At 73.5% G+C, this 11781-nt stretch carries 10 protein-coding genes; 7 read left to right on the top strand and 3 right to left on the bottom strand.

Going from position 1 to position 11781, the window contains the following annotated elements:
- The first annotated feature begins 154 nt into the window (after positions 1–154).
- Complete coding sequence (gene hemW / locus Q0994_RS00270) at positions 155–1396, top strand: radical SAM family heme chaperone HemW (protein WP_299527341.1); 1242 nt, start codon at positions 155–157, stop codon at positions 1394–1396.
- A 24-nt stretch (positions 1397–1420) separates the two neighbouring features.
- Here the strand turns inward: hemW and Q0994_RS00265 are convergent, their stop codons facing one another.
- The 3 genes from Q0994_RS00265 to Q0994_RS00255 form a co-directional block, all read right to left on the bottom strand.
- On the bottom strand, positions 1421–4396 hold the full coding sequence (locus Q0994_RS00265; protein ID WP_299527339.1) for a hypothetical protein: 2976 nt from the start codon (positions 4394–4396) through the stop codon (positions 1421–1423).
- Between the two features lie 131 nt (positions 4397–4527).
- A complete protein-coding gene (locus tag Q0994_RS00260; protein ID WP_299527337.1) occupies positions 4528–5346 on the bottom strand; it encodes a DUF3097 domain-containing protein in 819 nt (272 codons plus the stop codon).
- A gap of 25 nt (positions 5347–5371) precedes the next feature.
- Positions 5372–6139: an MBL fold metallo-hydrolase gene (locus Q0994_RS00255; RefSeq protein ID WP_299527336.1), complete on the bottom strand. Its 768-nt coding sequence runs from the start codon at positions 6137–6139 to the stop codon at positions 5372–5374.
- Between the two features lie 165 nt (positions 6140–6304).
- Here Q0994_RS00255 and hrcA point away from each other — a divergent pair, with 165 nt between their 5' ends.
- The 6 genes from hrcA to Q0994_RS00225 all read left to right on the top strand — a co-directional run bounded on the left by hrcA (position 6305) and on the right by Q0994_RS00225 (position 11777).
- Entirely contained in the window at positions 6305–7321 is a 1017-nt protein-coding gene (gene hrcA, locus Q0994_RS00250; RefSeq protein ID WP_299527334.1) for a heat-inducible transcriptional repressor HrcA, read from the top strand.
- Complete coding sequence (gene dnaJ / locus Q0994_RS00245; RefSeq protein WP_299527332.1) at positions 7322–8458, top strand: molecular chaperone DnaJ; 1137 nt, start codon at positions 7322–7324, stop codon at positions 8456–8458.
- Between the two features lie 133 nt (positions 8459–8591).
- Positions 8592–9665, top strand: coding sequence for a nitronate monooxygenase (locus Q0994_RS00240; RefSeq protein ID WP_299527330.1), 1074 nt, complete (start codon positions 8592–8594; stop codon positions 9663–9665).
- Positions 9662–10405 (top strand): 16S rRNA (uracil(1498)-N(3))-methyltransferase, encoded by a 744-nt coding sequence (locus tag Q0994_RS00235; protein ID WP_299527328.1) that lies wholly within the window; start codon positions 9662–9664, stop codon positions 10403–10405. The genes Q0994_RS00240 and Q0994_RS00235 overlap by 4 nt, the downstream gene beginning before the upstream one ends.
- Positions 10406–10495: 90 nt before the next feature.
- Positions 10496–10855, top strand: coding sequence for a histidine triad nucleotide-binding protein (locus tag Q0994_RS00230; protein WP_299527326.1), 360 nt, complete (start codon positions 10496–10498; stop codon positions 10853–10855).
- A 13-nt stretch (positions 10856–10868) separates the two neighbouring features.
- Positions 10869–11777 carry a ribonuclease Z gene (locus Q0994_RS00225; protein WP_299527324.1) on the top strand — a complete coding sequence of 303 codons (909 nt, stop codon included), beginning with the start codon at positions 10869–10871 and terminating at the stop codon, positions 11775–11777.
- Positions 11778–11781 lie beyond the last annotated feature (4 nt).

Raw genomic sequence — 11781 nt, 5'->3', positions numbered from 1 at the left:
CGACGGGCCGGGGCCGCCCGGTCGCGGCCGGGAGCCCAGGCCCTCGTCCGAGCCACACGGCCCCGGTGCGGAGACCCGGTCCGCCCTCCCGCCCGACCGCCCCCGACCGCCCGGCGCGCCGGGGTGGGACGGCTTCGCTTCCGGGCGAGCGACAATGGATCCCATGCCTTCCGTACTGCCCGATGGTGAGCCCGTGCCCGACGACGGGGCGCTGCCCCGCCACGCCCTGGAAGGCGCGGCCGACCGGCCGCTCGGCTTCTACCTCCACGTGCCCTACTGCGCGACCCGCTGCGGTTACTGCGACTTCAACACCTACACCGCCACCGAGCTGCGCGGCTCCGGCGGCGCCCTGGCCTCCCGCGACAACTACGCCGCCCACCTCGTCGAGGAGGTCCGCCAGGCCCGCAAGGTGCTCGGCGACGACCCCCGCCCGGTCCGCACGGTCTTCGTCGGCGGCGGCACGCCGACGCTTCTGGACGCCGGCGACCTGGTGCGGATGCTGGGCGCGATCCGGGACGAGTTCGGCCTCGCGGACGACGCCGAGATCACCACCGAGGCCAATCCGGAGTCGGTCGGTCCGGAGTATCTGGCGACCCTGCGGGAGGGCGGCTTCAACCGGATCTCCTTCGGCATGCAGAGCGCCCGGCAGCACGTGCTGAAGATCCTCGACCGCACCCATACCCCCGGCCGCCCCGAGGCCTGCGTCGCCGAGGCGCGCGCCGCGGGCTTCGAGCACGTGAACCTCGACCTGATCTACGGCACCCCCGGCGAGTCCGACGACGACTGGCGGGCCTCGCTCGACGCGGCGATCGGCGCCGGTCCCGACCACGTCTCGGCGTACGCGCTGATCGTGGAGGAGGGCACCCAGCTGGCCCGCCGCATCCGGCGCGGCGAGGTCCCGATGACCGACGACGACGTGCACGCCGACCGGTACCTGATCGCCGACGAGGCGATGACCGCCGCGGGCTTCTCCTGGTACGAGGTGTCGAACTGGGCCCGCACCCCCGAGGGCCGCTGCCTGCACAACGAGCTGTACTGGCGCGGCGCCGACTGGTGGGGCGCCGGTCCCGGCGCGCACAGCCACGTCGGTGGCGTGCGCTGGTGGAACGTGAAGCACCCGGGGGCGTACGCCCAGGCGCTCACCGAGGGACGTTCGCCCGGGGCCGGGCGCGAGCTGCTCTCCGACGAGGACCGCCGGGTCGAGCGCATCCTGCTGGAGCTCCGGCTGATCGACGGCTGCCCGCTCGCCCTGCTGAAGCCCGACGGCCTCGCCGCCTCCCGCCGCGTCCTCGCCGAGGGGCTGCTGGAGCCGGGGCCGTACGAGCAGGGCCGCGCGGTGCTCACCCTGCGGGGCAGGCTGCTGGCCGACGCGGTGGTCCGGGACCTGGTCGACTGAGCCCGGCCCCAGCGCGGCCGGGGGTCACGGCCTGCACGTCCGCGTCGTCAGCCGGTCCGTGTACTCCGGACCGGCGGGCTTGAGGCAGACCGTCGCCGTGACGGTCTTCTCCCCCGACCGGAACGCCTTGACGAGCGCGAGGCCGTGCAGGTGCCCGTCCACGTCCGAGGGCGTGCGGGCCAGCGAGATCGTGCCGGTGGGCATGCCGTCCTGCTCGAAGGAGGCCAGCTGCCCCCAGGTCCGCGCCGCGCTCCGCGGCCCCTCCCGCTGGGCGGCGGTGGTGTAGAGCGCCGTGGCCGCGCTGTACGACAGGATGGTCTGGCCGCTGGCGAAGAGCCCGTCCTCGTAGTCCTTCGGGCCGTCCCCGCGCCCGTTCCCGGCGGAGGGCAGCGGGCCGCCGTCGCCCACCAGCTTCCCCAGCTCCGTCCGGGCCTCCAGGTAGAAGTCGGTCGGCAGGCCGTGCGACACCGGGGTGAGCGAGGTGTAGTACACGGTCACGTTCGAGGCCACCGAGCGCGTGGTGCCGAAACCGGCCTTGGTCATGTCGTCGCCGGTGAAGACGTCGAAGTGCTTCGCGGAGCAGCCGGGGGTCCGGAACAGTCCGGCCATCAGCGGGCTCACGTCCTCCATCCGGCCCGCGAAGTAGAGGGTCTCGGTCACCTTGCCCTCGGTGCAGATCTTGGCCAGCGCGCTGTCGAGGGCGGCGCCGCCGTTCTGGGTGAGGGAGTACCGGATGCTCTGGACCGAGTAGCCCGCCTCCTTCAGCATCGTGGTGCCGGCGTCGTGCTGGTCGTTGGTGTACTGGTCCTTCTCCTCGTTGAGCGGGGTGCGCGAGAGGACGGCCGCGCGCGGTGCGGACCCGGGGGACTGCCCCGCACCCGCCTTCCGCGCGAGCTGCCCGGCCAGCAGCTTCAGCGCCCAGGTCTGTTCCTCGTCGGTGGCGGCCAGACCGAAGTAGTTGAGGTTCTCGTCCAGTTCGCTGCTGGAGTTGGTGGTGTCCACGACGGGGATGCCGGCGTCGAGCAGCGCCCGGACGGTCTGCCGGCTCTCGGTGGTGTTGCGGCCCAGTCCCACCACGCCGACCACGTGCGGGTCCTTCCGCGCCACTTCGATGATCTTCTCGACGGCAATGGTCTGCCGGAGCATGCCCCGGCCGCCGTTGGCGAGCAGCACCTTGAGCTTGACGCCCGGCTCGCTGTTGACGGAGCTCTGCTTGATGTACACCCCGGCGAGCTCCTCCAGCCCCTTGCGGGTGTCCGCCTCGCGGGGTGCGGTCAGGGGTCCGGCGTAGACGACGGTGACGTGCTCGGCGGTGCCGACGTCCTCGTTCTGTTCGCGGATCGCCCGTTCGATCCGGTCGAAGGAGATGCCGGCGCCGATCCCGCCGAGGCGCAGGTCGTTGCCCTCGGCGAAGCGCACCTTCGCCGACGTCGCCACGCCTATGCACTCCTCGGCCGCGGTGCCCCGCCCGACCCGCACCGCGTCCGTGCTGCGGTCGGCCAGCTCGCCCTGGCAGTACGTGCTCCGCCACACGTCGCTCCAGTGGTAGGTGCCGAGCAGGCCGGCCACCAGGACGAGCGCCACCGCGGCCCGGGACATCACGAACCACGCCCACGTACGCCGCACCCGCAGGGTGCGCAGTTCGGCGTGGGCGTGCTCGTGCCGGAGCTGATTCGTCGACAGCGGCAGGCGCAGCACCCAGGCCAGCCGCGCCGCATCGGCGGGCGACTGGCCGAAACTCAGGGTGTTCGCCCACCGCTGGTACCGCGCCTGGGCGCCGCCGGGCGGGCCGACCCCGTCGGCGTGCTGGTCCCACGCGGGGACCGACGGGGTGTGCGTCAGCACATGGGCGGCCGGCAGCGCGGCGAGCAGCAGCAGCGGGTCCACTTCGCTGCGCCGGGACCGCACGTTGTTGATCGCGTTGATCAGTGACACCCCGCCGTTCTCCGCCGTCGCGGCCGGCAGCAGCACCACCGGCGGGGCGGTGCGCTTGGCCCGCCGCCAGTCGAGGGCGTGCGGCCGGTAGTTGTCCCGCAGGTCCTCCAGCAGCGCCTGCACCCGCAGTTCCAGGTGGAACTGGCGGGCGGAGGTGATCCTCGCGACCTCCTCCTCCTCCTCCGTGTCGGCGCCGATCGTCCCGGAGGCGTCGGCCACCCGGTCGGCGACGGTGGCCGCCCGTGCCCGCAGGACCTGCCACGAACCGTGCGGGGAGAACGGCGACCAGGTCTCCGGCGGGTAGCGCGTGCTGGCGGCGGCCAGCGAGGACGTGGTGGCGAACCAGCGGCTGGCCCGGCGCAGCCACAGCAGCGGCGGCGCGGCGGTCGTCAGGATCCGCACACCGGCGATGCCCAGTGCGGCGCACACCGCCATCGTCACCACGGCCCGCCAGTCGACCTCGGTGACCAGGGCGCTGAGCACGGCGATGAAGACGGCCCCGAGGAAGGTCTCGGGGCCGACCGACCGCCGCAGCGGCTCCCACCGCTCCTCCGGCGCGACGGGGGTCCGGCGCCCCTGTCGCGCGGGCCGCCAGCGCAGCATCCGCAACTGCTCCAGCACGCGGTCGCTGCGGCCGGCCGCCGAAGAGGACCCGCCGTTCGAACCGTTCGACTCCTGCACGACGGCGGTGGCCTGCTCGATGGCGCCGAGCAGCCGGGAGCGCGGGAAGGTGAGGGGCTTGTACTGCGACTCCCCACGGCTCTCCCACGGCTCCTCGGCCAGCGCGCGGACCATGTCGAGCGCGGCCTGGTAGGGCGAGGAGCCGCCGCCTCCGAGCAGCCGCACCGGCACCCGGCGGGGCCGGTTGGCACGGTGCACCTGGTGCACGATCCGCGCCACCCGGGCGTCGATGTCCCCGTCCGCGTCGCTCTCCGCCGCCTGGACCACCACGAGCGGCATCACCGGCCGGTCGGTGCCGTACCGGTCGATCAGCCGCTGTACGAGGTGGAAGACGGCGGAGGCCGCCTCGTTGTCGGCGCTCTCGCGCCAGACCTCGTGGCCCATCGCTGCCCCCCGGATCCCTCGAACGACATCCGTACCTCCTCTCTCAATAGCGGATGGCGGGTGCGGGACGCAGGCGTTCGGACGGATCGGTACCAGATCCTTGGCCAAGGCCGGGGCGGGGAGCGGACGGATCAGTCCGGGAGCGTCACGAAGTCGATCAATTCCTCTACCCGGCCCAGGAGTTGAGGTTCAAGATCCTTGTAACTGCGGACGTGCGAGAGGATGTGCTGCCACGCGGCTCCGGTGTTCTCCGGCCAGCCGAGCGCCCGGCAGACGCCCGTCTTCCAGTCCTGCCCCTTGGGGACCGACGGCCAGGCCGGGATGGACAGCGAGGAGGGCTTCACCGCCTCCCACACGTCGATGAAGGGGTGGCCGACCACCAGCACGTGCGCGTCGGACACCCGGGCCGCGATCCGCGACTCCTTCGAGCCCGGCACGAGGTGGTCCACCAGCACCCCCAGCCGGGCGTCGGGCCCCGGCCGGAACTCGCCCACGATCGCGGGAAGGTCGTCGACGCCCTCCAGGTACTCCACCACCACGCCCTCGATGCGCAGGTCGTCGCCCCAGACCCGCTCGACCAGCTCGGCGTCGTGCCGGCCCTCGACGTAGATCCGGCCGGCCCGCGCCACCCGGGCCCGCGCCCCCGGCACCGCCACCGATCCGGAGGCCGTGCGGGCGGGACGCGCCGGACCGGCGGCCGACGGGCGCACCAGCGTGACGACGCGGCCCTCCAGCAGGAAGGCGCGCGGCTCCATCGGGAAGACCCGGTGCTTGCCGAAACGGTCCTCCAGGGTGACGACCGGGCCCTGGGCCGACTTCTCGCAGCGGATCACCGCCCCGCAGAAGCCGGTGGAGATCTCCTCCACCACCAGATCGGGTTCGGCGGGCACCTCGGGCACGGGGGCGGACCGCTTCCACGGCGGGGTCAGGTCCGGCTGGTAGCTGCGCATGCGACGACGATAATTCGACGCCCCGTCACGACACGCCGGGCACACCGCCCCGTGCCGCGCCCGGATCCGCGCCCCGCCTCCGCGCCCGTTCCGCCAGCCGGTCCCGCTGCGCGCGGACGAAGGCCGCGTCGACCACGGCTCCGTGCCCCGGGACGTACCGTGCCCGCTCGCCGCCCAGTGCCAGCAACCGGTCCAGCGCGGCCGGCCAGTGGGAGGGGAAGGCGTCGGGGCCGGCCTGCGGTTCGCCCGACTCCTCCACCAGGTCCCCGCAGAGCACCACCGGCACCTCCCCGGGCACCAGGGCGACCAGGTCCTGGCCGGTGTGGGCGGGCCCGGCGTCGACCAGCACCACCTCGCGCCCGCCGCCCAGGTCGAGGGTGCACGCGCCGGAGACCTCCCGGCGCGGTACCACCAGCGTGTCCACCGCCTCCGCCGCGTCGTGCTCGGGCAGGCCGTGGCGCACGGCGTCCGCGTACAGCGCGTCCGCGTCCCGCCGCAGCACCCGGCCCGCCCCCCGGGCGCCGAACACCTCGGCCCCGGCGAAGGCGGCGGCGCCCAGTACGTGGTCGAAATGCGGGTGGCTCAGTGCGACATGCGTCACGCGGTGCCCGAGCAGCCGCTGGGCCTGCGTCCGCAGCTCCACCCCCTCCCGGAGGCACGCGCCCGTGTCGAACAGCAGGGCCCGGCCCGCCCCGGCCACCAGCGCGGCCGTCGCGTCCCAGCCCGGAAGGCGGCGGCGGCCCACACCGTGACCGAGTCGCTCCCAGTCCAGCTCTTCCCAAGACAGGTCCATGAGGACGACGCTATCCGCACCGACCTGGGCGGGCCCGTGTCCGCGCGGCCGGTCGCCCTTGCCCCCGCCCCACCCCGCCCCCGTACACTGACCGGGGGAGAGCTGGCACTCAGAGACAGCGAGTGCCAGACAGAAACCGCAGAACGACAGCTGGAGGTGTGCGCGATGCTCAGCGAACGCAGACTCGAAGTACTGCGCGCCATCGTCCAGGACTATGTCGGCACCGAGGAGCCGGTCGGTTCCAAGGCGCTCACCGAACGGCACCGGCTCGGCGTCTCGCCGGCCACCGTCCGCAACGACATGGCGGTGCTGGAGGAGGAGGGCTTCATCGCCCAGCCGCACACCAGCGCCGGACGCATTCCGACGGACAAGGGCTACCGCCTGTTCGTCGACCGCCTCGCCGGGGTCAAGCCCCTGACCTCCCCGGAACGCAGGGCGATCCAGAACTTCCTCGTCGGCGCCGTCGATCTCGACGACGTCGTCGGGCGCACGGTGCGGCTGCTCGCGCAGCTCACCCGGCAGGTGGCGATCGTGCAGTACCCGTCGCTGACCCGTTCCACGGTCCGCCACGTCGAACTGCTGGCGCTGGCTCCCGCCCGGCTGATGCTCGTCCTGATCACGGACACCGGGCGGGTCGAGCAGCGTATGATCGACTGTCCCGCGCCGTTCGGCGAGACCTCTCTCGCAGATCTGCGGGCCCGGCTCAACAGCCGGGTGGTGGGGCGCCGCTTCAGCGACGTCCCCCCGCTGGTGCAGGATCTGCCGGAATCCTTCGAGAGCGAGGACCGTGCGACGGTGTCCACGGTGCTCTCGACCCTCCTGGAGACTCTGGTCGAGGAGACGGAGGAGCGGCTGATGATCGGCGGCACCTCCAACCTCACCCGCTTCGGGCACGACTTCCCCCTGATGATCCGGCCGGTGCTGGAAGCACTGGAGGAACAGGTCGTCCTGCTGAAGCTGCTCGGTGAGGCCACGGACCCCAGCATGACCGTACGGATCGGGCACGAGAACGCCCACGAGGGACTCACCTCCACGTCCGTCGTCACGGTCGGCTACGGTTCGGGCGACGAGGCAGTCGCCAAACTCGGCGTGGTCGGACCGACCCGCATGGACTACCCCGGAACGATGGGAGCGGTACGCGCAGTGGCACGTTACGTCGGACAGATCCTGGCGGAGTCGTAAGTGGCCACCGACTACTACGCCGTACTAGGCGTACGCCGCGACGCGTCGCAGGACGAGATCAAGAAGGCATTCCGTCGGCTCGCGCGTGAGCTGCACCCGGATGTCAACCCCGATCCGAAGACCCAGGAGCGGTTCAAGGAGATCAACGCCGCCTACGAGGTGCTGTCGGACCCGCAGAAGAAGCAGGTCTACGACCTCGGCGGCGACCCGCTGTCGTCGTCGGGCGGCGGTGGTGCGGGCGGTTTCGGAGCCGGCGGCTTCGGCAACTTCTCCGACATCATGGACGCGTTCTTCGGCACCGCCTCGCAGCGCGGGCCGCGTTCGCGCACCCGGCGCGGCCAGGACGCCATGATCCGGCTGGAGATCGACCTCTCCGAGGCGGCCTTCGGCACCACCAAGGACATCCAGGTCGACACCGCCGTCGTCTGCACCACGTGCAGCGGCGAGGGCGCGGCCCCCGGCACCTCGGCGCAGACCTGCGACATGTGCCGCGGCCGCGGCGAGGTCTCGCAGGTCACCCGGTCCTTCCTCGGCCAGGTCATGACCTCCCGGCCCTGCCCGCAGTGCCAGGGCTTCGGCACCGTCGTGCCGACCCCCTGCCCGGAGTGCGCCGGTGACGGCCGCATCCGCTCGCGCCGCACCCTCACCGTCAAGATCCCCGCGGGCGTCGACAACGGGACCCGCATCCAACTCGCGGGCGAGGGCGAGGTCGGCCCCGGCGGCGGCCCGGCCGGCGACCTGTACGTCGAGATCCACGAGCTGGCGCACGGGGTGTTCCAGCGGCGCGGCGACGACCTGCACTGCACGGTCACCATCCCCATGACGGCGGGCGCGCTCGGCACCAAGGTGCCGCTGGAGACGCTCGACGGCATCGAGGAGATCGACATCAGGCCCGGCACCCAGTCCGGCCAGTCGGTCCCGCTGCACGGCAGGGGCGTCACGCACCTGCGCGGCGGCGGACGCGGCGACCTGATCGTGCACGTCGAGGTGCTGACGCCCGGCAAGCTCGACGCCGAGCAGGAGCGTCTGCTGCGCGAACTGGCCAAGCTGCGCGGCGAGGAGCGCCCCACCGGGCACTTCCAGCCGGGCCAGCAGGGGCTGTTCTCCCGGCTGAAGGACGCCTTCAACGGCCGTTGACGGGCAGCCCGTCCCCGTACCGCACCGCCCGCCGGGAACCCTCCGGCGGGCGGTGCGGCGTTCCGGCCGGGCACCGGGCCGTGGGCCCGCGGGCTGATTCGGCCCCGTGGTCGGAACGTGGGACGATCGGCCCATGTCCTCCCCGCTGACCGATCTCTGCCGGCATCCGATCGTGCAGGCCCCGATGGCGGGCGGAGCCTCCTGCCCGCCGCTCGTCGCCGCCGTGGCCGAGGCGGGCGGTCTCGGCTTCCTCGCCGCCGGGTACAAGACGGCCGACGGCATGTACGAGGAGATCAAGCAGGTCCGCGCGGCCACCGGGCAGCCGTTCGGCGTCAACGTCTTCATGCCGCAGCCGCCGCACGCCGACCCCGGCGCGATCGACCTCTACCGGCAGCGACTGGCCGCCGAGGCCGACGGGTACGACACCCCGCTCGGCGACCCCGAGACCGACGGCGAGGACGGGTACGAGGCGAAGACCGCCCTGCTGCTCGACGACCCGGTCCCGGTCGTCTCCTTCACCTTCGGCTGCCCGAGCCGCGACACCCTGGACGCCTTCGCCCGGGTCGGCACGTACACGATCGTCACGGTCACCACCGCCGAGGAGGCGCAGCTCGCCCAGTGGGCGGGCGCCGACGCCGTCTGCGTCCAGGGCATCGAGGCCGGCGGACACCAGTCCACCCACCACGACGACCCGCAGGCCGACCACACCGGCATCGGCCTGCTCTCGCTCGTCGCGCAGGTCCGCGAGACCGTGCCGATCCCGGTGATCGCCGCCGGCGGGCTGATGCGCGGTTCGCAGATCGCCGCGGTCCTCGCGGCCGGCGGCGACGCGGTGCAGCTCGGCACCGCCTTCCTCGCCTGCCCCGAGTCGGGCGCCCACCCGCTGCACAAGCAGGCGCTCACCAACCCGCTGTTCGCCCGCACGGTGCTCACCCGCGCGTTCTCCGGCCGCCCCGCGCGCGGCCTGGTCAACCGGTTCGTCCGCGAGCACGGACCGTACGCCCCCGCCGCCTACCCCCAGATCCACCAGGTGACCGCCGGGCTGCGCAAGGCCGCGGCGAAGGCGGGGGACGCGCAGGGCATGGCGCTGTGGGCGGGGCAGGGACACCGGATGGCCCGCGACCTGCCGGCCGGCAAGCTCGTCGGGGTGCTCGCGGCGGAACTTCAGGCCGCGCGCGCGGCCGTCAGCGTGAGGAGTGGAAAGTGACCGCACCGGTCTTCGTCGTCGAACAGGTCCCCGAGGGACCGGAGTTCGTCCTGGAGGGCCCCGAGGGCCGGCACGCGGTCTCGGTGAAGCGGCTGCAGGCCGGCGAGGCCGTGGTGCTGACCGACGGCCGCGGCGCCTGGGCCGACGGCACGGTCGCCGCCGCCGAGGGCAAGGACCGGCTGGTCGTCGGCGGCCTGCGCCGGAGCGAGGAGCCCGCGCCCGCCCCCCGGATCACCGTCGTCCAGGCGCTGCCCAAGGGCGACCGCGGCGAACTCGCCGTCGAGACCATGACCGAGACCGGCGTCGACGCGGTCGTGCCCTGGCAGGCGGCCCGCTGCATCACCCAGTGGAAGGGCGACCGGGGTCTGAAGGCGCTGGCCAAATGGCGCTCCACGGCCCGCGAGGCCGGCAAGCAGTCCCGCCGGGTGCGGTTCCCTGAGGTGGCCGCGGCGATGAGCACCAAGCAGGTCGCCCTGCTGCTGGCCGGGGCCGACTTCGCCGCCGTCCTGCACGAGGACCGGGAGTGGACGAGCGAACCGCTCGCCACCGTCCCGCTCCCCGCCTCCGGCGAGATCGTCCTCGTGGTCGGACCCGAAGGCGGCGTCTCCCCGCAGGAACTGGAGGCCTTCGCCGCCGCCGGCGCCCGCACCTGCCGGCTCGGGCCCAGCGTGCTGCGCACCTCCACCGCCGGCACCGCCGCCACCGCCCTGCTGCTGGGCCGCACCGGCCGCTGGGGCTGACGGCCCGCCCGCCGCCCGGGGCCGCCGCGCCGGCGGCGGGCCCGGATACGATGCCGGTAAGGGATCACCAGCGAACGAGGAGGCCGGCCCATGGCGGGAGAACCGCAGACGGACTGTCTGTTCTGCAAGATCGTCTCGGGAGACATCCCGGCGACCATCGTCCGCGAGAGCGCGACCACCGTCGCCTTCCGCGACATAAACCCGCAGGCTCCCACGCACGTCCTGGTCATCCCGCGGCTCCACCACCCCGACGCCGCCTCCCTGGCCGCCGCCGCACCCGAGGTCGCCGCCGACGTGCTGCGCGAGGCCGGCGAGGTCGCCGCCGCCGAGGGGATCGAGGCCGGCGGCTACCGCGTGGTGTTCAACACCGGTTCCGGAGCGGGCCAGACCGTCTTCCACGCCCACGCCCACGTCCTCGGGGGCCGCGGCCTCCAGTGGCCCCCCGGCTAGCGGCGCCCCACCGATGTCCGTACGCGAACTGGTGGTGCTCGGCACCGCCAGCCAGGTCCCGACCCGGCACCGCAACCACAACGGCTACCTGCTGCGCTGGGACGGCGAGGGCATCCTCTTCGACCCCGGCGAGGGCACCCAGCGCCAGATGCTCCGCGCCGGGGTCGCCGCGCACGACATCAACCGCATCTGCGTCACCCACTTCCACGGCGACCACGCGCTGGGGCTCGCGGGGGTGATCCAGCGGATCAACCTCGACCGGGTGCCCCACCCCGTCACCGCGCACTACCCGGCGAGCGGGCAGCACTTCTTCGACCGGCTCCGGTACGCCACCGCCTACCGCGAGTCCGTCGAGCTGCACCAGACCCCGGTCGCCGCCGACGGCGTGCTCGCCGACACCGGCGCGTACACCCTGGACGCCCACCGGCTCTCGCACCCCGTGGAGTCCTACGGCTACCGGCTGACCGAACCCGACAGCCGGCGGATGCTGCCCGGACGCCTCGCCGAGCACGGCATCGCGGGACCGGACGTCGGCCTGCTCCGCCGCACGGGCGAACTGCGCGGCGTCACCCTCGACGCCGTCTCCGAACGCCGCCGCGGCCAGCGGTTCGCCTTCGTGATGGACACCAGGCTGTGCGACGGTGTGTACGCCCTCGCCGAGGGCTGCGACATGCTGGTGATCGAGTCGACCTTCCTCGACGAGGACGAACGGCTCGCCACCGACCACGGCCACCTGACCGCCGGACAGGCGGGCCGGGTGGCACGGGAAGCGGGCGTACGGCACCTCGTGCTGACCCACTTCTCCCAGCGGTACACGGAACCGGACCTCTTCGAGGCCCAGGCCCGCGCCGCCGGGTTCGAGGGGCAACTGACCGTCGCCCAGGACCTGATCCGCGTTCCGGTGCCCACCCGGCACCACTGAGACA

The organism is uncultured Streptomyces sp., assembly GCF_947488945.1.
Taxonomy (GTDB): domain Bacteria; phylum Actinomycetota; class Actinomycetes; order Streptomycetales; family Streptomycetaceae; genus Streptomyces.
Note: the sequence above shows the minus strand (reverse complement) of the source record. Positions and strands in the feature narration are given on the sequence as shown.

Coding starts and splice junctions, on each gene's coding strand:
- Q0994_RS00240 (WP_299527330.1), top strand. CDS start 8,592: ATGTCCTCCCCGCTGACCGATCTCTGCCGGCATCCGATCGTGCAGGCC.
- Q0994_RS00230 (WP_299527326.1), top strand. CDS start 10,496: ATGGCGGGAGAACCGCAGACGGACTGTCTGTTCTGCAAGATCGTCTCG.
- Q0994_RS00260 (WP_299527337.1), bottom strand. CDS start 5,346: ATGCGCAGCTACCAGCCGGACCTGACCCCGCCGTGGAAGCGGTCCGCC.
- hrcA (WP_299527334.1), top strand. CDS start 6,305: ATGCTCAGCGAACGCAGACTCGAAGTACTGCGCGCCATCGTCCAGGAC.
- Q0994_RS00255 (WP_299527336.1), bottom strand. CDS start 6,139: ATGGACCTGTCTTGGGAAGAGCTGGACTGGGAGCGACTCGGTCACGGT.
- Q0994_RS00265 (WP_299527339.1), bottom strand. CDS start 4,396: ATGGGCCACGAGGTCTGGCGCGAGAGCGCCGACAACGAGGCGGCCTCC.
- hemW (WP_299527341.1), top strand. CDS start 155: ATGGATCCCATGCCTTCCGTACTGCCCGATGGTGAGCCCGTGCCCGAC.
- Q0994_RS00225 (WP_299527324.1), top strand. CDS start 10,869: ATGTCCGTACGCGAACTGGTGGTGCTCGGCACCGCCAGCCAGGTCCCG.